This is a genomic window from Microbulbifer sp. TB1203, from assembly GCF_030997045.1.
Lineage (GTDB): Bacteria > Pseudomonadota > Gammaproteobacteria > Pseudomonadales > Cellvibrionaceae > Microbulbifer.
In genome coordinates, this window is sequence record NZ_CP116899.1 from 5106680 (window position 1) to 5126296 (window position 19617).

The 19617-nt window shown below is 62.0% G+C and carries 20 protein-coding genes and 1 riboswitch; of the genes, 17 read left to right on the top strand and 3 right to left on the bottom strand.

Going from position 1 to position 19617, the window contains the following annotated elements:
- Positions 1–76 precede the first annotated feature (76 nt).
- On the bottom strand, positions 77–1138 hold the full coding sequence (locus PP263_RS21670; protein ID WP_308366164.1) for a CmpA/NrtA family ABC transporter substrate-binding protein: 1062 nt from the start codon (positions 1136–1138) through the stop codon (positions 77–79).
- A gap of 29 nt (positions 1139–1167) precedes the next feature.
- Positions 1168–1752 carry an ANTAR domain-containing response regulator gene (locus tag PP263_RS21675; protein WP_246394330.1) on the bottom strand — a complete coding sequence of 195 codons (585 nt, stop codon included), beginning with the start codon at positions 1750–1752 and terminating at the stop codon, positions 1168–1170.
- A gap of 397 nt (positions 1753–2149) precedes the next feature.
- A riboswitch (molybdenum cofactor riboswitch) is annotated at positions 2150–2291 on the top strand.
- On the opposite strand from PP263_RS21675, the gene moaA reads away from it, so the two are divergent.
- The 13 genes from moaA to PP263_RS21740 all read left to right on the top strand — a co-directional run bounded on the left by moaA (position 2280) and on the right by PP263_RS21740 (position 13779).
- A complete protein-coding gene (moaA, locus tag PP263_RS21680; protein ID WP_308366165.1) occupies positions 2280–3248 on the top strand; it encodes a GTP 3',8-cyclase MoaA in 969 nt (322 codons plus the stop codon). It overlaps the preceding riboswitch by 12 nt.
- Positions 3249–3252: 4 nt before the next feature.
- On the top strand, positions 3253–3837 hold the full coding sequence (locus tag PP263_RS21685) for an NTP transferase domain-containing protein (protein WP_308366166.1): 585 nt from the start codon (positions 3253–3255) through the stop codon (positions 3835–3837).
- A 251-nt stretch (positions 3838–4088) separates the two neighbouring features.
- Complete coding sequence (gene moaB, locus PP263_RS21690; protein WP_308366167.1) at positions 4089–4607, top strand: molybdenum cofactor biosynthesis protein B; 519 nt, start codon at positions 4089–4091, stop codon at positions 4605–4607.
- The gene (gene moaC, locus PP263_RS21695; RefSeq protein ID WP_308366168.1) at positions 4607–5104 is read left to right on the top strand and encodes a cyclic pyranopterin monophosphate synthase MoaC; all 498 of its coding nucleotides are present in this window, start codon (positions 4607–4609) and stop codon (positions 5102–5104) included. Before moaB ends, moaC begins: the two co-directional genes overlap by 1 nt.
- Positions 5101–5349: a molybdopterin converting factor subunit 1 gene (moaD, locus tag PP263_RS21700; RefSeq protein ID WP_308366169.1), complete on the top strand. Its 249-nt coding sequence runs from the start codon at positions 5101–5103 to the stop codon at positions 5347–5349. Before moaC ends, moaD begins: the two co-directional genes overlap by 4 nt.
- Positions 5350–5352: 3 nt before the next feature.
- Positions 5353–5805, top strand: coding sequence for a molybdopterin synthase catalytic subunit MoaE (moaE, locus tag PP263_RS21705; protein WP_308366170.1), 453 nt, complete (start codon positions 5353–5355; stop codon positions 5803–5805).
- Positions 5799–6641, top strand: coding sequence for a molybdate ABC transporter substrate-binding protein (gene modA, locus PP263_RS21710; RefSeq protein WP_308366171.1), 843 nt, complete (start codon positions 5799–5801; stop codon positions 6639–6641). Before moaE ends, modA begins: the two co-directional genes overlap by 7 nt.
- Positions 6638–7372, top strand: a complete 735-nt coding sequence (modB, locus tag PP263_RS21715; RefSeq protein WP_308366172.1) for a molybdate ABC transporter permease subunit — start codon at positions 6638–6640, stop codon at positions 7370–7372. The genes modA and modB overlap by 4 nt, the downstream gene beginning before the upstream one ends.
- Positions 7369–8484 carry an ATP-binding cassette domain-containing protein gene (locus PP263_RS21720; RefSeq protein ID WP_308366173.1) on the top strand — a complete coding sequence of 372 codons (1116 nt, stop codon included), beginning with the start codon at positions 7369–7371 and terminating at the stop codon, positions 8482–8484. The genes modB and PP263_RS21720 overlap by 4 nt, the downstream gene beginning before the upstream one ends.
- Positions 8485–8721: 237 nt before the next feature.
- Positions 8722–10293 carry a Re/Si-specific NAD(P)(+) transhydrogenase subunit alpha gene (locus PP263_RS21725; protein WP_308366174.1) on the top strand — a complete coding sequence of 524 codons (1572 nt, stop codon included), beginning with the start codon at positions 8722–8724 and terminating at the stop codon, positions 10291–10293.
- 18 nt (positions 10294–10311) lie between these two features.
- Entirely contained in the window at positions 10312–11703 is a 1392-nt protein-coding gene (pntB, locus tag PP263_RS21730; RefSeq protein WP_308366175.1) for a Re/Si-specific NAD(P)(+) transhydrogenase subunit beta, read from the top strand.
- Between the two features lie 68 nt (positions 11704–11771).
- On the top strand, positions 11772–13388 hold the full coding sequence (locus PP263_RS21735) for a S41 family peptidase (protein ID WP_308366176.1): 1617 nt from the start codon (positions 11772–11774) through the stop codon (positions 13386–13388).
- Between the two features lie 4 nt (positions 13389–13392).
- Entirely contained in the window at positions 13393–13779 is a 387-nt protein-coding gene (locus PP263_RS21740; protein ID WP_308366177.1) for a hypothetical protein, read from the top strand.
- 192 nt (positions 13780–13971) lie between these two features.
- On the opposite strand, the gene PP263_RS21745 is transcribed toward PP263_RS21740, so the two are convergent.
- On the bottom strand, positions 13972–14274 hold the full coding sequence (locus PP263_RS21745; protein ID WP_308366178.1) for a YhbY family RNA-binding protein: 303 nt from the start codon (positions 14272–14274) through the stop codon (positions 13972–13974).
- 35 nt (positions 14275–14309) lie between these two features.
- Here PP263_RS21745 and rlmE point away from each other — a divergent pair, with 35 nt between their 5' ends.
- The 4 genes from rlmE (at position 14310) to glmM (ending at position 19543) form a co-directional block, all read left to right on the top strand.
- Positions 14310–14930, top strand: coding sequence for a 23S rRNA (uridine(2552)-2'-O)-methyltransferase RlmE (rlmE, locus tag PP263_RS21750; RefSeq protein ID WP_308366179.1), 621 nt, complete (start codon positions 14310–14312; stop codon positions 14928–14930).
- 271 nt (positions 14931–15201) lie between these two features.
- Positions 15202–17109, top strand: coding sequence for an ATP-dependent zinc metalloprotease FtsH (gene ftsH / locus PP263_RS21755; RefSeq protein WP_308366180.1), 1908 nt, complete (start codon positions 15202–15204; stop codon positions 17107–17109).
- A gap of 76 nt (positions 17110–17185) precedes the next feature.
- Positions 17186–18031, top strand: a complete 846-nt coding sequence (folP, locus tag PP263_RS21760; protein WP_308366181.1) for a dihydropteroate synthase — start codon at positions 17186–17188, stop codon at positions 18029–18031.
- Positions 18032–18199: 168 nt separating this feature from the next.
- A complete protein-coding gene (gene glmM / locus PP263_RS21765; RefSeq protein ID WP_308366182.1) occupies positions 18200–19543 on the top strand; it encodes a phosphoglucosamine mutase in 1344 nt (447 codons plus the stop codon).
- The last annotated feature ends 74 nt before the right edge of the window (positions 19544–19617 follow it).

Genomic DNA, 19617 nt, shown 5'->3' on the forward strand with positions numbered 1-19617 from the left:
TTGCCACAGGGGCGAACACAAGGTCCGCCCCTACACGCAAATCGTCATGTGGGTTTGGTATTCAAATTACGTGCCATCACTTTTGGCGCTGCAGGAACTCCTCAGTCTGCCGGTACAGCTCCGGGCGGAATGCCCCCGCGGCCTGCGCATTTACCTGGGAGAATTCCCGGCAGAGTTCCAGCAGCTGTGCTGCTTTCTCCTCCGTGGGGCTGCCGTAGTCTCCATCGGCGAACAGGTGCCAGCCGGTATTGGCCGCGGCATCGGAATCGCTGCGGCGATACAGCTGATCCGCCAGTGACGGTGCCACCACCTCTTCCGGCAGCCCCAGGTATTCCTCCCGCGCCAGCAGCGCGGTGGCGTCCCGGCGTTGGGCGGGCTCTGCCAGCCAGCGGCAGGCCTGCAGCAGTGCGGCGCGCAGGGCCATGTGGGCAACCGGGTGGGCGTTGTGCCAGCTTTCGGTGACCGCCAGTACCTTCTCCGGCATGGCGGGCAGCAGTGTATTGCAGGGGGTGGCGATTGCGCCGATGCCCCTGCGCGCGGCCATGGTGTTCCAGGGTTCACCCACGCAATAGCCGTCGATTTCCCCCCGCTCCAGGTTGTCCACCATCTGTTCCGGCGGCAGCACCAGCAGCTGCAGATCCCGGTCCGGATCGATCTCCGCGGTGCGCAGCCAGTGGCGCAGCTGCAGTGCGTGACTGGAAAATGGGTATACGGTGGCGAAACGCAGCGGCGCTTCGCCACTTGGGCGCGCGCGCAGGTATTCCTTCAGCGCCTGGCCGACCCGCCCGCCGTCGCAATCACCCGCCGGCAGTGGCAGCTTGCGATAGAGGGATTCCGCAAGGGTGATGGCGTTGCCGTTGCAGCTCAGGATCAGGCCGCTCAGCAGCCGTTCTCCGCACTGTGGGAGGGTCTGTGTCAGGGTCAGCGGCATGGGGGCGAGCATAGCGGCGGCGTCGGCGGCGCCGCCGATCAGCTTGTCGCGCAGAGTGGCCCAGGAGGTCTCCCGCTGCAGTTGCACTTTGAGCCCGAAGCGGCTGAAAAAGCCCATTTCCCGGGCGACGATCAGCGGCGCGCTGTCGGTGAGGCGCAAGTAGAGCAGCTTGAGGTGATTCTTTTCCGGGCTCAGGGAAGTAGGCATGGGTCGCTCAATTTTTTGGGGCTGAAGGCTCAATTTCCGGGCTGAAGATGTTGAATAATTCGCTCCGCCACCACGCGCATGGTGGAGTTACTGCTCATGGCCAGGTTGCGCAGGGTCTTGTGCGCGGCCTCTTCGCTGAGGTTCTTTTTGGCCATCAGCAGGCCCTTGGCCCGCTCGATGGCCTTGCGTTCGTCCAGTTGCTGGCGGGTGCGCTCCAGGGACTGGCGCAATTGCTGGTAGCTGCGGAACTGGGCCATGGCGATCTCGATCGCCGGCGCCACCCGTTCTGCGCTGATGCCCTCGGCCATATAGGCGCTCACGCCGGCCTCCACCGCGCGGGCGATAAAGCCCGCGTCGCCGCGGGGGGAGAACATGGCTACCGGGGTGGGATTCTGGCGGTTGATGATCGCCAGGCTTTCGAGGATGTCGCGGTCCGGGGACTCGATATCGATCAGCACGATATCCGGCCGGTGCCTCTCCACATGGAGGAGTAGCCCCTCGGCGCTATTGAGCTGGGCCAGCAGTCGATAGCCGGCCGAGCGCAACTGGGCACAGACCATTTCCGCCCGTTCGGGGTGGTCGTCGACCAGCATTATGCCGAGAGATTTATTCATCGCTATTCAGTGTCTTATTGTCAGTGACCGGTCGCTGCAGTCCGGTGCCAGCAGTTCGGAGTCAATAACCCGGTGACACCGAATGCCGCCGGGCTTTCTCTTGCCGCTGGGGAAAAGCAATCAAAAGCTGTGCCAAATGCAATTTCCAGGTAAACCGCCGGTGGCGGGCTGTGCTACCTTTAGCGGGATCTGTGGCTTTTGCACATTCGTAGTGCAGGAGGCAATGTGGCGGCCAGTTTTTGGTGCACCCTGGATGCCCCTGCCTTGTTTTGGGCCTTGTGAGGGTGCGGGAACCGGTGGCATGATGATTGCGTTGAATTTTGATGTAGATTTTGAACCCGAACTTGAGCGTTCTCCCGGAGGCTGCCAGCTCAGGACATCCAAACCGATAGAAACAAACATCCACAAACACCGAGCCCTCAAACCTAAGTTCTCCGAATAGGGTTTGTTGGCCGTGAACCGGTCTGCCCGGTTCACCAGGGTCGGCGGAGAAATCCGTCGGCCTCCCGAACTTGGAAAGGCGTTTGATGCTAGAAGACAATCTCGGGCGCAGGTTCTATTACCTGCGCCTGTCCGTGACCGATGTGTGCAACTTCCGCTGCAACTACTGCCTGCCGGAAGGCTACACCGCGGCGGACGACAGCCCTCACCTCACCGCCGCCGAAACGGCGACGGTGATCCGCGCCTTTGCCAGCCTGGGCACGCAGAAAGTGCGCCTGACCGGCGGAGAGCCCTCCCTGCGCGCCGACCTCCCGGAAATCATTGCCGCTGCCAAAGGCACCGCCGGCATCCGCCGTGTGGCGGTGACCAGCAACGGCTATAAGCTGCCCAGGGTGATCGATGGCTGGCGGCGGGCGGGTCTGGATCAGCTCAATATCAGCATCGACAGCCTGCAGCCGGACGAATTCGCGCGGATTACCGGCCACGACTGCCTCCCGAAGGTGCTCGAAGGAATCGACCGCGCCCTCGAACTGGGCGTGACCACCAAGGTCAACGCGGTGCTGCTCTGCGACGGTGCGGGGCGGCGCCTGCGGGACTTCCTGCGCTGGCTCCGGGACACACCGGTCACTCTCCGCTTTATCGAACTGATGCGCACCGGGGACAACCGGGAATTCTTTGCCAGCAACCACCTGCGCGGCGAGACCATCGAAGGGCAACTGGTGCGCGACGGCTGGCAACTGCTGCCCCGCGAGCGCGACGCCGGCCCGGCGCGGGAATACAGCCACCCCGACTACCGCGGACGCATCGGCCTGATTACCCCCTACAGCGAGGATTTCTGCAGCAGCTGCAACCGCCTGCGGATTTCCGCCCAGGGCCGCCTGCACCTGTGCCTGTTTGCGGAACAGGGCATGGACCTGCTCGAGGAGATCCGCCGCGGCGATACCGAGGTGCTCGCGGAGAGAATTCGCGCGCTGGTGACACAAAAGGCACCCAGTCACTATCTGCAGCAGGAGCGGGTGGGAGCCACGCGCAACCTGGCGATGCTCGGTGGTTAGCGGGATGAAAGTCTGCCCCGTGGTGCTCGCCGGCGGCCAGTCCCGCCGAATGGGACGGGACAAGGCGCTGCTGCAATTGCCCGGCGGGCAGACCCTGTTGCAGCGGGCGCAGTCGCTGCTGAGCAACCTACGGGCCCGAAACGTGGAGTTCCTGCCACCGCTGGTCAGCGGAAATCGTTCCGGCGGCATTGCCGATAGCACCGTTGCCCGCGGTCCCTTGGGCGGCCTTCATTCCGTGGCCGAACACCTCCGCCGGGAACAAATAGCCTGCGATGCGCTGCTGGCCATTCCGGTGGATATGCCGCTGCTGGGGGCCGAGCAGTTGGAACAACTTTGCGCCGAAGGGGTTGGAAGCGGAGAGAGAGCACTCTGTTTTGGCCGCTGTTATCTGCCGCTTTGGCTGCGCCTGGATGAATCCGGCCGCGATTACCTTCAAGGGGCCATAACGCCGGGAAATGAGGCCTCGATAAAGGCGCTGATCAGGGAATCGGGAGGGCGGCAGCTGGAAATGCCGCCGGGTAACTGGCACCTGAATGTAAATCGCCCGCAGGAGTTTGCAGAAATCTGCGGAGCGGAGAGGCTTTTGTAACTTTGCAGGATGGGCAAAGCTCGCGTAGCGGGCGTGCCCATCAAATACTGGTATTTACTACAACGGTTATTTGTAACTGCTCATCCCTGTAGGAGCGGCGGGGCGGCCATCCGACATGCCCGCGAACAGAGCCCGATCGCGGGCATGTCGGATGGCCGCCCCGCCGCTCCTACAGGGTGGTTCGCTTAAGCCAGTGCACATTCCCTATGAATGAGTAGCTACGGTTATTTTTGAAAATTGAGAGAATTTCAATGCAGCAGACAGAAAAAGGCACAGCGCTAACCATCGCCGTACTCACGGTATCCGATACCCGCACCGAAGAGACGGACACCTCCGGTCAATACCTGGCTGAAGTTGTCGGGGCTGCGGGCCACCAGCTGTGGGAAAAGAAAATTGTTCCCGACGATATCTATCAGCTGCGCGCCCAGGTTTCCCAATGGATCGCCGAGCAGGGGGTACAAGTGATCCTGACCACTGGCGGCACCGGCTTCAGTGGCCGCGATTCCACGCCGGAGGCGCTGGCGCCGCTGTTCGACAAACAGGTGGAGGGCTTCGGTGAACTTTTCCGGGCCATCTCCTTCGAGGAGATCGGCTCTTCCACCATCCAGTCCCGCGCCCTGGCCGGGATTGCCAACAACACCTTGATTTGTTGTATGCCCGGCTCTACCGGCGCCTGCCGCACCGCCTGGGAAAACATCCTCCGCGAACAGTTGGATTCGCGGCACCGGCCGTGCAATTTCGTCGCGCACCTGAAGGGGAGGGCACAGTAATGAGTCTGACGCACCTCAACCGGCGCGGCGAGGCCAGTATGGTGGATGTCACCGACAAGTCGGTGACCGAGCGCAGTGCGCGCGCCGAATCCTGCGTGCAGATGAGTGCGGATGCCTTTGAACAAATGCTCGCGGGACAGAATAAAAAGGGCGACGTGCTGGCCACCGCGCGGATAGCCGGCATCCAGGCGGCGAAGAAAACTGCCGACCTGATCCCCCTCTGCCATCCACTGGCGCTCACCAAGGTGCAGTTGGATTTTGTTTTGGAGCGCGAGACCCTCAGCGTCAGAATTCTCAGTTTCTGCCGCCTGGCCGGGCGCACCGGAGTGGAAATGGAAGCGCTGACGGCGGCTTCGGTGGCGGCCTTGACTATCTATGATATGTGCAAGGCGGTGGACCCGGCCATGGTGATCGGCCCCACTCGCCTGTTGGAAAAAAGCGGCGGCAAGCTGGGTCACTGGCGACGGGCGCCGGACCTGGAGGAGGAGTACTGGTGATCAGGGTCTTGTTTTTCGCCGGGCTGCGGGAAAAGCTCGATTGCGCCGCACTGGAAGTGGACAGCGGGGGCCTCGAGACCTTGGCGGATCTGCGCGAGAAATTGAGCGAGCGCGGCGATCCATGGCGGCGGGCGCTGATGGACGCCAGCCTGCAGATGGCGCTCAACCAGCATCTCGCTACGGCGGCCAGCCCGGTGGCGGCCGGCGACGAAGTGGCTTTCTTTCCGCCAGTCACCGGGGGCTGAAAAATGGCTGTCTCGGTAGCGGTGCAGCTGGAGGCTTTCGATGTGGGCGCGGAGTATGCGCAGTTGCGCGCGGAGAATACCCGCGACGGCGCCGCGGCGATGTTTGTGGGATCGGTGCGCGATTTTAACCTGGGCACCGGCGTCAACCGGCTGGAGCTGGAACACTACCCTGGTATGACCGAACGGGTGCTCGGGGATATCGCCGAACAGGCGTGTCGGCGCTGGCAGCTCGGCCGGGTGCGCATCGTGCACCGGATCGGCCCCTTGGACCCCGGCGAGGATATCGTCTTTGTGGGGGCCACCGCGGAACACCGCCAGGCGGCACTGGATGCCTGTGCCTTTATCATGGACTGGCTGAAGAGCCGCGCCCCTTTCTGGAAAAAAGAGAGAGGTCCGGGCGGCGAACGCTGGGTGGAGGCGCGGGAGAGCGACCGGGAGGCGCTGGAGAAGTGGTAAAAAACCTGTTCCTCGGAATTTTTTGCTGCCTGTTTCTGCTGTCCTGCAGCGAGCCGCCGCAACCGAAATTGCGTATCGCCACCGCCTCCAATTTCCGCCCGGCACTGGAAGTCCTGCGCGCGGATTTCGAGAAGAGCTGTCACTGCCGGCTGGAGATCGCCAGCGGCGCCACCGGCATGCTGTACAGCCAGATCCGTGAGGGCGCCCCCTACGATATTTTTCTCGCCGCCGACAGCGAGCGGCCGCGCCTGCTGCAGCGCGACGGCCTGATAGCCCCGGGCAGCTACCGCACCTATGCTCGGGGCCGACTGGCGCTGTGGATCGAGCGCAGCCTGCTGCGCACCGAGAGCGGGGCGGATCTCCCGGGGTTCGTGCCCGCGGCGCAGATTGCGCCGCCCCATTTGGCCCTGCTGCTGGAAAACTGGCGAAGCAAAATAGTGATTGCCGATCCCCAACTGGCCCCCTACGGAGATGCCGCCGTGCGGCTGCTGCGCCGGCTGAAGCTGTGGCGCCACCTGCGCGGACAGATGGTTTACGCCGCCAATGTGGGGCACGCGCAAATAATCCTGCGGGAGGGGCACGCGCAACTGGGGCTGATTCCGATGAGCCTGGCGCTGGCCTCCGGCAAGGGGGGCGACTATATGGCAATTCCGGAGGATCTCTACCCGCCCCTGGAACAGCGGATGGTGATATTGAAAAGCAGCCGTAGCGAAGCGCTGGCACAGCAATTCGCCGACTACTTGCTGGCCCCGAAAACCCAGCAGCGCCTGGGGGAACTGGGTTATTTTTCGGCGGCCAGTGCCCCGGTGGCCAGCACCCCGGCGGCTGGAACATGAATCTGAATCTCTCCGCAACAGACTGGCAGGCGCTTCTGCTGACCCTCAAGCTGGCGGGGATGACCACTCTGTTGCTGGCACTGCTGGGTATTCCTCTCTCCTGGTGGCTGGCCAACCGTCGCGGACGGCTGCGCCCGCTGCTGGAAGTGGTGCTTTCACTGCCCCTGGTGTTGCCGCCGACGGTGCTGGGCTTTTACCTGCTGTTGCTGCTGTCCCCCAACCAGCCGCTGGGCGCGCTCTGGCAACAGCTGTTTAATCGGCCGCTGGTGTTTTCCTTCCCAGGTCTGGTGGCGGCCTCCATGCTCTACTCGCTGCCGTTTATGGTGCAACCGCTGCTGGCCGCCTTCGACCAGCGCGCGCTGCCCCTGGCCCAGGCGGCCGCGGGGCTCGGCATGCCGCCCCTGGCGCGCCTGCGCTCTGTGGTACTGCCGGCTTGCCGCTCGGCACTGGTGGTAGCTCTGTCCATGACCTTTGCCCACACCCTGGGGGAGTTCGGCGTGGTACTGATGATCGGCGGCGCGATTCCCGGAGAGACCCAGGTAGTCTCCGTAGCGCTTTACCAACATGTAGAGAATCTCGATTACGGCGGCGCCCACCGCCTGGCACTGGTGCTGTTGCTGCTCTCCGTTCTGCTGTTATTGCTGGGCCGTTACTGGGGTGGGCGCCTCTCCGGTGTGCTGCTCCCCAGCCGGAAATCGCCTGTGGAAAGCGCGCTGGAGGCGAGGCCGTGACTACGTTATTGAGCGAGGTTGCGATAAAAGCCGCACTGGCGGAGGGCACCGAAGGTCTGGTTGTCGAGGGCCTGTGTACCCGGGTCCACACAGCACCTGCCGATTTGCAATTGCCGGTGTCCGGGGTGGTTGGGGTTTGCGGTCCCTCCGGTGCGGGCAAGAGCGCGCTGCTCTCGGCGCTGGCGGGGCTGATGCCGGCCCGGGGCTCTGTCTGCTGGTGCGGTCAACGTTGGCAGGGCCGGCGTTTCTCCCTGCCGCTACACCGGAGACCCCTGTCCCTGGGTTTTCAGGAGGCGCGGCTGTTCGCCAATCTTACGGTCGCCCAGAACCTGCAGTTGGCAGAGCGCTACTGCCGACGCCCGTTGCGGGAGCCGGAGCGGGAGGCGCTGCTGGACGCTCTGGCCCTGAAGCCGCTGCTGTCGCGCCCGGTGGAGCAGCTGTCCGGGGGGGAGGCACAGCGGGTGGCGCTGTTGCGCCAGTTGCTGAACAACGCTCCAGTGCAATTTTTTGACGAACCGTTATCCGCGGTGGATATGCCATTGCGTATTCAGCGTATCGTCCCCGCTCTGAAAAAGTTCTGGCGTGACAATCCGGCGCTGGTTTTATGGGTAAGTCACGATGCTGATGAGTTGCAACTGCTTGCGGAGCGCTTTGTGCACGTGACTGAAGGGAGAGTGACCGTTGCAGAAAAACCACCGGCGTCTCTCCACAGCGAAAATCCCCTTTCGGCTGCCCGTAGCCATTTGATGTTGCGGGTGCGTGAATTCCTGCCGGAGCATCAGCTGCTGGTTCTCGACCTGGAGGGCCAAGTTCTCTACGCCGATCGTGCCCACGGGCGCTACCGCGCCGGGGAGACTGTGCGTGCGATGCTTTCCGCAGCGGATATCAGTCTCTCCGTCGGCCGGCCCTCACCGAGCAGCCTGCTCAACTGCCTGCCGGTAACCCTGGTGGACAGCGGCCCCCTGTACGACGGCCGCGTGCGTCTGCACCTGGACTGTGGCGGCCGGAAACTGTGGGCGGAGATCTCCAAATACTCCTACAAAAAGTTACAGTTGAAACCTGGGCAATCACTTTTTGCACAGTTCAAGGCGGGGAGTTTGCAGGGGCTGTAGAGGACGATGGTGTGTGGCGGCGGCCCCCGACAGCATATTGTTGTTCTTTGGGCACCGATCGCGATGCGAAGGCCTCAGATCCCACAGCTTGTACTACATGTTATAAGTCCTACCAATTGCCGTTATTAATGAATTTGCTTTTCATCTTCTTCGAGGGCGTTTACACTCTCGCCAATCTGGTCTGACCAATTATTTTTTGAAGTAGTAATAACAGGGATTAGTTTAATTTGTAACTAAATGACAGTTATTGGAGGGAGCACAGCGGTGATTATAGCGATACCAAAAGAATCCGCGGCGGGTGAAGCGAGAGTGGCCGCCACGCCGGAATCTGTGGGGCGCCTGCGCAATCTGGGTTTTTCCGTGGCGGTGGAAAAGGGGGCCGGTGCCCCGGCCAGTTTTACCGACGAGGCCTACCGCGAGGCCGGTGCGGAAATTCGTGAAGATATTAAAAGCTGTCTGGACGGGGCAGGCCTGGTACTCAAGGTACAGGCGCCCACCGACAATGAACTGGAGCTGATCCCTTCGGGGGCGACCCTGGTCGCCTTTCTCAAGCCCGCGCAAAGCCCCGAGCTCCTGAAAAAACTGGCCGAAAAAAATATTAACGCACTGGCGGTGGAATCCGTGCCACGCATTTCCCGCGCACAGAAAATGGATGCTCTCAGTTCCATGGCGAATATTGCCGGTTACCGCGCGGTGATCGAGGCTGCACACAATTTCGGGCGTTTCTTTACCGGGCAGATTACCGCTGCGGGCAAGATACCGCCGGCCAAAGTATTGGTGATCGGCGCCGGCGTGGCCGGACTCTCCGCCATCGGCACTGCCAAAAGCATGGGCGCCATAGTGCGCGCTTTCGACACCCGTGCTGAGGTGCGCGAGCAGGTAGAGTCCATGGGAGCGGAATTCCTCACTATTGAAATCGAGGAGGAGGGCTCCGGCACCGGCGGTTACGCCAAGGAAATGTCCGAGGAATTTATCGCCGCGGAAATGGCCCTGTTCCGCGAGCAGGCCAAAGAGGTGGACATCGTTATTACCACTGCGCTGATCCCCGGCAAGCCCGCGCCCAAGTTGTGGCTGGCGGACATGGTGGACAGCATGGCCGAGGGTTCGGTGGTTGTGGACCTGGCGGCGGAGAACGGCGGCAACTGTGATTACACGGTAAGCGGTGAAAAGGTGGAAAAAAGTGGCGTAACCATTATCGGTTACACCAACCTGCCCAGCCGTGCGGCCACCCAGTCCTCCAGCCTCTATGCGACCAACCTGGTTCACCTGCTGAGCGAGCTCACCCCGGAAAAAGATGGTGAGATCGCCATCGATTTCGACGACGAGGTGATCCGCGGTGCGACCGTGGTGAAGGAGGGCGAAATTACCTGGCCGCCGCCCCCGCCCAAGGTTTCCGCGGCGCCGCAGAAAAAACCCGAGCCGGCGGCTCAGGTGGAAGCGGAGAAAAAACCTGAAAAGAAAAAATCGCCCCTGTCGTTGCTGGTTTTCTGGCTGGTGGCGGGCGGTCTGCTGCTGACTCTCGGACGGGTGGCGCCGGCAGAATTCGTATCCCATTTCACCGTATTCGTTCTGGCGGTGTTCGTCGGCTGGCAGGTGATCTGGAATGTAACTCACGCGCTGCACACGCCGCTGATGAGTGTCACCAACGCCATTTCCGGCATTATTGTGGTGGGCGCACTGTTGCAGGTGGGGGGCACTGGCTCTGGCCTGGTGACCCTGCTCGCTTTCGTCGCGGTACTGGTGGCAAGCATCAACATCTTCGGTGGCTTCTTCGTGACCTACCGTATGCTGAAAATGTTTCGTCGCTAAGGAAAAAGGAGAAAGACAATGAACGGTATGATTTCCATGGCTTATCTCTTTTCCGCGGTGATGTTTATTTTGAGCCTCGGAGGATTGTCCAGCCACGAGACCGCGCGCCGCGGCAATATCTACGGCATGGTCGGTATGGCGGTGGCGATTATCGCAACCATTGCCGCTATCGTTTCCGGCGCCTATTGGATGGTGGCGCTGGCGATGGTAGTGGGTGCGGTGATCGGTCTGTCGCTGGCGCGGCGGGTAGAGATGACGCAGATGCCGCAGTTGGTGGCGCTGTTGCACAGCTTTGTTGGCCTGGCGGCGGTGCTGATCGGCTGGGGCGGTTTTCTCGATCCCCGGGTACGGCTCACCGGTGCCGAACATATTGTGCACAATACCGAAATTTACCTCGGGGTATTCATCGGTGCGATCACCCTCACCGGTTCTCTGGTGGCCTTCGGTAAATTGCAGGGGCTGGTTTCCAGCAGACCGCTGACCCTGCCCGCGCGGCACTGGCTCAACCTGTTGGCGCTGGTGGCGACCGTGGTACTGGGCGCGCTGTTTGTGCCGGCGGACCTCTCCCCGGGCACGGTGATCAATCTGCTGATCATGACCGCCATCGCATTACTGCTCGGTATTCATCTGATCGCCGCCATCGGCGGTGCCGATATGCCCGTAGTGATCTCCATGCTCAACAGCTACTCCGGCTGGGCCGCCGCGGCCACCGGCTTTATGTTGGGCAATGACCTGCTGATCGTGGTTGGCGCGCTGGTGGGTTCCTCCGGTGCCATCCTCAGCTACATCATGTGCCGCGGTATGAATCGCTCCTTTATCAGCGTGATCCTCGGTGGCTTCGGCTCCGACGGCAGTGCGGAAGTGGAGGGGGATATCGACGGCGAAGTGCGTGAAACCTCCATCGACGAACTGGCGGACGACCTGAGAGAGGCCGACAGCATCGTGATTACCCCCGGCTTCGGCATGGCCGTGGCCCACGCCCAGCAGGCGGTGAGCGACATCACCGACAAGTTGCGCAAAGCGGGTAAGACGGTGCGCTTCGGCATCCACCCGGTGGCCGGCCGCCTGCCCGGGCATATGAACGTGCTGCTCGCAGAGGCCAATGTGCCCTACGACATAGTGCTGGAGATGGACGAGATCAACGGCGACTTTCCCGATACCGACCTGGTGCTGGTGATCGGCGCCAACGACACCGTCAACCCGGACGCGGTTGAAAAGCCCGGCTCCCCCATCGCCGGCATGCCGGTGCTGGAAGTGTGGAAAGCGGGCAAGGTGGTGGTACTCAAGCGCTCCATGGCCTCAGGCTATGCCGGCGTAGCCAACCCGCTCTTCTACAAGGAAAACGCGCGGATGCTGTTCGGGGATGCCAAGGACAGTTTGCAGGCGGTGTTGGGTAAATTGACAGGTTAGGTCTGTCGTCCGGCGGCGGAGGGAATGGTAATCTTGGCGGCTTCAATAAGTACAAGGAGCCCCGGATCATGGGAGTTGCCTTCCGCCGCTTGAGTCTGTCGACTTTTTTTGTCCTGAGTGCCTCTATCCTTGCCGCCTGTGGCAGCGGCAGTGGCAGCAGTAATGAAACCACCACCCTTAGCGACAATACCCCCCCGGTAGGTTGGCAGTCCGGTGTCTTTCAGAGTGCGGACACTTTCGCCAACCAATGCGCCTCGCCGCGCTCCGGTACCGATCCCAGCACCGATAAACCCTATCTGGATGTGGCGGGCTCGGTGCTCGACGAAAACAACTGGCTGCGCTCCTGGAGCCACAATACCTATCTCTGGTACGACGAAATCGAGGACCGCGACCCGGCCGGTTACGTCGATCCCACCAAATATTTTGAGGTGCTTAAAACCGACGGCTTAAGTCCCACGGGGGCCGCGAAAGACAACTTCCATTTTTGGATGCTCACGGATGAGTGGAACCAGCAGTCACAGTCCGGAGTTTCGGTGGGCTACGGCTTCCGGTGGGCGATCCTCCAGTCCGCCGCGCCGGGGCGGGAGATATTGGCGGCCTACAGCGATAGCGAAAGCAGCTGGCCGGCGGGGATCTCCCGCGGCGTCAAGGTGTTGGCGGTGGACGGCGTGGATGCGGTCAACGCGGACGACCAGGCCAGCGTTGACGCTCTCAATGCCGCGTTCTCTCCCTCCGCGAGTGGCGAAGCCCACGAGTTCCTGGTCGAGTATCTGGATGGCACCACCGCTACCGTTACCTTGACCGCGAGTGCCGTTACTTCGGAACCAGTGCAGAATGTGAATGTTTTGGAGACCTCCGGGGGAGAGCGAGTAGGCTATATACTGTTCAACGACCATATCGCCACTGCAGAGAAAGGGCTGGTCGATGCGGTCAACGAACTGAAAACGGGCGGCGATATTCAGGAGCTGGTATTGGACCTGCGCTACAACGGCGGCGGCTACCTGGCGATTGCCAGCCAACTGGCTTATATGATTGCCGGTGGTGAGACCACTGCCGGAAAGACTTTCGAGCAGTTGGAGTTCAATGATCAGCACCCCACCCGAGATCCGGTCACCGGCGAGCCGCTGGACCCTATACCCTTTATCGATGTTACGCTCGGTCTGTCATCGATGTCGGAAAACCAGCCGCTACCCACCCTGAATCTGGAACGTGTCTTCGTGCTCACCGGCCCCAACACCTGCTCCGCCAGCGAGGCGATTATCAACAGCCTGCGCGGTGTGGATATTGAGGTGGTGCAGATAGGTGCGGGCACCTGCGGCAAGCCCTACGGCTTCTATCCCACCGACAACTGCGGCATCACTTATTTCACCATCCAATTCCGCGGGGTAAATGACAAGGGCTTCGGCGATTACTCCGACGGCTTTATGCCCAACAGCAACTTCGACGATGGACAGGCCGTAGTGCGCGGCTGTGAGGTGGGAGACGATTTCAGCCGCCCCCTCGGTGATACCGGCGAGGGGCGTTTGGCCACAGCGCTAAACTATATCGAGGAGGGGAGCTGCGGCAGTTTCTCGGCCAGCAGCTTTTCCACTGAAGCGGCATTTGGAACTCGTCTCTCCGCCAGTGACGGACGCATTGCCAAATCCGCTTGGCGGCAGAATCGCATTATGCTGATGAGCAGGTGATGGTATGAAAGCGATAAATATGACCTTGTCCATGGCCGTTCTGGCCCTGCTTGTCGCCTGCAATTCGCAGCCAGCCCGGGGTGGGGAGAAGCCGGCATTGATCGCCGGGGCTACGCCCGAAAGCCGTGCCGAACTTCAGCGTCTGGTCAGTGAAGCTCTGCACGGCGTGCCGGTGACCCTGGCAGAGGATGTATTCACCCGCGAGAGCACCCTGATTATCGAGCGCAACCCACCGCAGAACCTGCAGCAGCGCCCCCTTCAAGGGCGCGATATGGATCGGCCAAAGAAATTCCGGCTGCTGCTCAGCGGCGAGCGCTGCTGGCTGGAGCGGGAGTCCGACGGGGAGCGCTGGGAGCTTGTGCAGGCGACGTGCGTACCTGCCGACGGTTAGAGGTTACTTGGGCACCATCACTACCCACTGTAGGAGCGGCCGTTGGCCGCGATCGGTCTTGCTAAGTGGGGCGCCGCTGATTCGCGCCATCCTTGGCGCTCACCCTTCCGGGCGCCTTCGGCGTCCAAATTTGTTCCAGACAAATTTGTCGCGGCCAACGGCCGCTCCTACATGGGATTAGGATAAGGAGGGTCACCGCAACAGGTTGGAAAGCCTGGCGTCGGGCTTCTCCGCGGCGCGAAAGATCAGCGCTATCTTGCCGATCTCCTGCACCAGCTCGGCGCCGCTCTTCTCACACAGTTCGCCGATCACCTGGTGGCGCAGCTCCCGGTCGGTCACCGCCAGTTTCACCTTGATCAGCTCGTGATCCTCCAGCGCCCGGTTCAGCTCCTCCAGTACGCCTTCGGTCAGCCCCTTGCCGGCAACGGTGACCACGGGTTTGAGGTTGTGGCCCAGGGTGCGCAGGGCTTTTTTGCGGTCGGCGGTTAAAGGCATACAATACTCCATCCTTATTTAAGCGTTGTATTGTAATGGGCCGATCCAAGAGCAGCCACCGCTGGCTGCGCGAGCATTTCAATGACCAGTACGTCAAGCAGTCACAGAAGGACGGCTACCGCTCCCGCGCCAGCTACAAACTGCTGGAACTGCAAAAAAAGGACCGGCTGATTGTGCCGGGTATGACGGTGGTGGACCTGGGGGCGGCGCCGGGGGGCTGGTCCCAGGTGGCGGCGGAACTGGTGGGTCACCAGGGGCGGGTGCTGGCCTCGGATATCCTGGCCATGGACCCGATTGCCGGGGTGGAGTTTGTGCAGGGCGATTTTACCGAGGAATCGGTGCTGAACCAGCTGCTGGAGCGGCTGGGCGGGGACCGGGCGGACCTTGTGATTTCCGATATGGCCCCCAATATGAGTGGAGTGCGGGACGTGGACCAGCCCGCGTCCATGTACCTGGTGGAACTGGCCGTGGATATGGCACGGCAGGTGCTGAAACCCGGTGGCGGCTTTGTCGCCAAAGTGTTTCAGGGCGAGGGCTTCGACCAGTTGATTCGCGATCTGCGCGCCAGCTACGCCAGTGTGGTGACCCGCAAGCCCGGCGCCTCCAGGCCTCGCTCACGGGAGGTCTATGTAGTGGCGCGGGGCTTCAAAGGCTAGTAGTCCTGTCGGGCTTAGGCGTTGTTTGGGTAGTGTCGACAGGCGAGACATTCGGTTATTTCTGACCTCAGCTCCCGATATGGTATAAGGGCTTCGCGAACCCTCTCGCCAGGGGCGGGCGCGGAGATACAGATACGCATGCCTATAATGGTGTGAATGCAATTGAACCGGCGTTGGTGGACCTTTGCTCCCGCAGGTCCCGCAGGCCGCCACCGGCGGTGGCCAGAAGAGCCGGATAAACGAAGGCAAGAGGGCGATCCTTTTGAACGATATGGCAAAGAATCTCGTACTGTGGTTGATTATCGCGGCGGTGCTGCTGATGGTCTTCCAGAACTTCAAGCCGCAGTCGCGGGATGAGTCCCTCAGCTATTCCGACTTTGTGCAGGATGTGCAGGCCGGGCAGATCAAGAGCGTGGTGGTGGACGGCCTGGTGATTACCGGCGAAAAGGCCGATGGCAACCGCTTCAAGACCATCCAGCCGCAGATCATCGACGATGAGCTCACCAACGAACTGGTGCGCAGCAATGTGCAGTTCGTGGGCCGCGAGCCGGAGTCTCCCAGCATCTGGCAGCAGTTGCTGGTGGCCAGCTTCCCGATCCTGATCATTATCGCCGTGTTCATGTTCTTTATGCGTCAGATGCAAGGTGGCGCCGGCGGCCGTTCCGGGCCCATGGCATTCGGCAAAAGCAAGGCGCGCCTGCTGGGCGAGGACCAGATCAAGACCACTTTTGCCGATGTGGCGGGCGTAGACGAAGCCAAAGAGGATGTGCAGGAACTGGTTGAATTCCTGCGCGATCCGTCCAAGTTCCAGCGCCTGGGCGGCAATATCCCCCGAGGTGTGCTGATGGCGGGCCCTCCCGGCACCGGTAAGACCCTGCTCGCCAAAGCCATCGCCGGCGAAGCCAAGGTACCTTTCTTCTCTATCTCCGGCTCCGACTTCGTGGAGATGTTCGTGGGTGTGGGCGCCTCGCGGGTTCGGGATATGTTCGAGCAGGCCAAGAAGCAAGCCCCCTGCATCATCTTTATCGACGAGATCGACGCCGTGGGCCGCCACCGCGGTGCCGGCGTGGGCGGTGGGCACGACGAGCGCGAACAGACCCTGAACCAACTGCTGGTGGAAATGGACGGCTTCGAGGGCAACGAGGGTGTGATCGTCATCGCCGCTACCAACCGCCCGGATGTTCTCGACCACGCGCTGCTGCGCCCGGGCCGCTTCGACCGCCAGGTATTCGTCGGTCTGCCGGATATCCGCGGCCGGGAGCAGATCCTCAAGGTGCATATGCGCAAGGTACCGGTGGACGACAAGGTGTCCGCGCAGACCATCGCCCGCGGCACTCCCGGCTTCTCCGGTGCCGACCTGGCCAATCTGGTGAACGAGGCCGCGCTGTTTGCAGCGCGGGCCAACCGCCGCACCGTAACCATGGACGAGTTCGAGCGCGCCCGCGACAAGATCATGATGGGCGCCGAGCGCAAATCCATGGTGATGAGCGAGAAGGAAAAGACCAACACCGCCTACCACGAGGCCGGTCACGCGATTATCGGCCGGCTGGTACCGGAACACGACCCGGTGCACAAGGTCACCATCATCCCCCGCGGCCGGGCCCTGGGCGTCACCCAGTTCCTGCCCGAGGAGGACAAGTACAGCATTTCCAAGCGCGCCATCGAGTCCCAGTTGTGCTCCCTGTTCGGCGGGCGCATCGCCGAGGAGATGACCTTGGGGGTGGACGGTGTGACCACAGGCGCCTCCAACGACATCGAGCGGGCCACCGAACTGGCGCGCAATATGGTCACCAAGTGGGGCCTTTCGGAAAAGCTCGGCCCGCTGCACTACGGCGAGGACGAGAGGGGTCAGCCCGGCGCCGGCAACCCTGTATCCGGCAAGACCTCCTATGAGATCGAGGCCGAGGTACGCCGCATTATCGACAGTTGCTACGAGCGGGCGCAAAACCTGCTTGAGGAGAACCGGGATATCCTCGAGGCGATGAAAGATGCGCTGATGGAATATGAGACTCTCGATGCCGAGCAGGTGAGCGACCTGATGGCGAGGCGCAAGGTGCGCCCGCCGCGGGACTGGCACGACAACGATTTCAGCGGCGGCAGTGGCCCCGCAGAGGAAACCGACAAGAACCCCGCCGCCGACAAGGGCAACCCCGTGGGTGGTCCCCTCTCCGGACACTGATCAATAAATGATGAATGCGGAATGCGGAATGGGATAATCCACTCCGCATTCAGCGTTCCGTTTTTTGTATCTGCTTATGAAAATAATTTGCGGCAAACACACCCTGGATCTGTCCCACCCGGTCGTCATGGGCGTACTCAACACCACCCCCGATTCATTCTCCGACGGCGGCACCTACTATGCCGGCGGCGCCCTGGATATGGATCTGGCGCTCAGACGCGCCGAGCAGATGATGCGCGAGGGCGCGGCGATCATCGACGTAGGTGGCGAGTCCACGCGCCCCGGCGCCGCGCCGGTCAGCGGAGCGGAAGAACTGGAGCGGGTAGTGCCGGTGGTGGAGGCCATCGGCGCTGAGCTGGATGTGGTAATTTCCGTGGACACCAGTACCCCCGAAGTCATCCGCGAATCTGCGGCGGTCGGGGCCGGGCTGATCAACGACGTGCGCGCCCTGGAGCGCTCCGGCGCCCTGGAGGCGGCGGCGGCCACCGAATTGCCGGTGTGCCTGATGCATATGCGCGGCCAGCCGGGCAGCATGCAGAGAGACCCCCGCTACGGTGACGTGGTGGAGGAAGTGGCCGCTTACCTGCGGGAACGCCAGAGAGCCTGTGAAGCGGCGGGCATTGCCAGGCAGCGGCTGATATTCGATCCCGGATTCGGCTTTGGCAAGGCCGATGAACACAATCTGGCCCTGTTGCGGAACCTGTCCGAACTGGCGCCATCGGATATCCCGTTGCTGGTGGGATTATCGCGCAAGTCGATGATCGGCCGCCTGCTGGACCGGGAAGTGGACCAGCGCCTGCCCGGCAGCCTGGCCCTGGCTATGCTCGCCGCCCAGCGAGGCGCGCGGATACTGAGAGTGCACGACGTGGCGGCCACGGTGGACGTATTGCGCCTGCAGCAACTGGTGGACAATCCGCAATAATTCCTGGGGCGCGGCTCGTGTACGCGCTTCGTCATTCCGGCGCAGGCCGGAATCCAGGCGCTACCGGACTGGATGGCCGGCATGACGAGCAAATGAAAAGTTGATTTAAAACAGGGTAGCTACACGGTGTGCTGTGCACGCCGGAAAAGGATGAGAGAGAAGTAATTGATGGCAAGACAATATTTCGGCACCGACGGCATCCGCGGCAGGGTGGGTGAGGGAGTCATCACTCCGGAATTCATGCTGCGCCTCGGCTACGCCGCCGGCAAGGTCCTGGGAGTGCAGAAAGGCGGCGGCCGCTCGCGCATCCTGATCGGCAAAGATACCCGCGTGTCCGGCTATATGTTCGAGGCCGCGCTGGAGGCGGGCTTGATCAGTGCCGGCGTCGACGTGGGGCTGCTGGGGCCCATGCCCACCCCCGCCATCGCTTACCTGACCCGTACCTTCCACGCCCAGGCGGGTATCGTGATCTCCGCTTCCCACAACCCCTACCAGGACAATGGCATCAAGTTCTTCAGTGCCGAGGGCGGCAAACTGCCGGATTGTGTGGAACTGGATATCGAAGCGGCGCTTGAGCTCCCGATGATCACCTCTGAGGACCTGGGCAAAGCCTGGCGGATCGACGACGCCGTCGGCCGCTACATCGAATTCTGCAAGGCCTCTACACCCTGGGGCTTCTCCCTGGAGGGGATCAGTCTGGTCCTGGATTGCGGCAATGGCGCCACCTACCATATCGCCCCAAAGGTGTTTCGTGAGTTGGGGGCCAAAGTTTCCTCCATCGGTGTCAGCCCGGACGGGATCAATATCAACCTGGATTGCGGTTCCACCAAGCCGCAGCAGTTGCAGAAGGCGGTGCTGGAACAGGGAGCCGACCTGGGTATCGCCTTCGATGGCGACGGCGACCGGGTACTCTTTGTGGACAAAAATGGCGAACTGGTGGACGGCGACCAGTTATTGTTCACCATTGCCATGCACCGCCAGCAATTCCTGGGCGGCTGCAACGGTGTGGTGGGTACCCAAATGAGCAACTACGGATTCGAATTGGCGCTCAGGGAACGGCGGATCCCTTTTGCCCGCGCGAAAGTGGGTGACCGCTATGTGCTGGAGATGATGCGCGACAACGGCTGGGCCCTGGGCGGCGAATCTTCCGGACACATCATCTGCGCCGACGCCACCACCACCGGTGACGGCATCGTTTCCGCGCTGCAGGTATTGCGCGCGATCCGCGATTTTGATGAACCCTTGCACCAGCTCAAGGGGCGCATGAAAATGCTGCCCCAGCACATGATCAATGTCCGTCTGGTGAGCCGCGACGGTGTGCTCGAACACCCGGATGTGGTCGCCGCCGTTGCCTCTGTGGAAGGGGAGCTGGCGGACCGCGGTCGCGTACTGTTGCGCCCCTCCGGCACCGAACCCCTGATCCGCGTCATGGTGGAGGGAGAGAAAGCCGCTCAGGTGGAGCAGTTGGCCATGCAGATCGCCACGGCGGTTGAGCGGGCAGGTGGTAAATGAATGATATGAGTGCGAATTCGTCTTCTATCTAGTAGGAGCGGGCCTATGGCCGCGATCCCGGCCCCTTGCGGGCA

Excerpts from the sequence above, each read along its gene's own strand:
- PP263_RS21670 (WP_308366164.1), bottom strand. The coding sequence starts at position 1,138 with ATGCCTACTTCCCTGAGCCCGGAAAAGAATCACCTCAAGCTGCTCTAC.
- PP263_RS21675 (WP_246394330.1), bottom strand. The coding sequence starts at position 1,752 with ATGAATAAATCTCTCGGCATAATGCTGGTCGACGACCACCCCGAACGG.
- moaA (WP_308366165.1), top strand. The coding sequence starts at position 2,280 with ATGCTAGAAGACAATCTCGGGCGCAGGTTCTATTACCTGCGCCTGTCC.
- PP263_RS21685 (WP_308366166.1), top strand. The coding sequence starts at position 3,253 with ATGAAAGTCTGCCCCGTGGTGCTCGCCGGCGGCCAGTCCCGCCGAATG.
- moaB (WP_308366167.1), top strand. The coding sequence starts at position 4,089 with ATGCAGCAGACAGAAAAAGGCACAGCGCTAACCATCGCCGTACTCACG.
- moaC (WP_308366168.1), top strand. The coding sequence starts at position 4,607 with ATGAGTCTGACGCACCTCAACCGGCGCGGCGAGGCCAGTATGGTGGAT.
- moaE (WP_308366170.1), top strand. The coding sequence starts at position 5,353 with ATGGCTGTCTCGGTAGCGGTGCAGCTGGAGGCTTTCGATGTGGGCGCG.
- modB (WP_308366172.1), top strand. The coding sequence starts at position 6,638 with ATGAATCTGAATCTCTCCGCAACAGACTGGCAGGCGCTTCTGCTGACC.
- PP263_RS21725 (WP_308366174.1), top strand. The coding sequence starts at position 8,722 with ATGACAGTTATTGGAGGGAGCACAGCGGTGATTATAGCGATACCAAAA.
- pntB (WP_308366175.1), top strand. The coding sequence starts at position 10,312 with ATGAACGGTATGATTTCCATGGCTTATCTCTTTTCCGCGGTGATGTTT.
- PP263_RS21735 (WP_308366176.1), top strand. The coding sequence starts at position 11,772 with ATGGGAGTTGCCTTCCGCCGCTTGAGTCTGTCGACTTTTTTTGTCCTG.
- PP263_RS21740 (WP_308366177.1), top strand. The coding sequence starts at position 13,393 with ATGAAAGCGATAAATATGACCTTGTCCATGGCCGTTCTGGCCCTGCTT.
- PP263_RS21745 (WP_308366178.1), bottom strand. The coding sequence starts at position 14,274 with ATGCCTTTAACCGCCGACCGCAAAAAAGCCCTGCGCACCCTGGGCCAC.
- rlmE (WP_308366179.1), top strand. The coding sequence starts at position 14,310 with ATGGGCCGATCCAAGAGCAGCCACCGCTGGCTGCGCGAGCATTTCAAT.
- ftsH (WP_308366180.1), top strand. The coding sequence starts at position 15,202 with ATGGCAAAGAATCTCGTACTGTGGTTGATTATCGCGGCGGTGCTGCTG.
- folP (WP_308366181.1), top strand. The coding sequence starts at position 17,186 with ATGAAAATAATTTGCGGCAAACACACCCTGGATCTGTCCCACCCGGTC.
- glmM (WP_308366182.1), top strand. The coding sequence starts at position 18,200 with ATGGCAAGACAATATTTCGGCACCGACGGCATCCGCGGCAGGGTGGGT.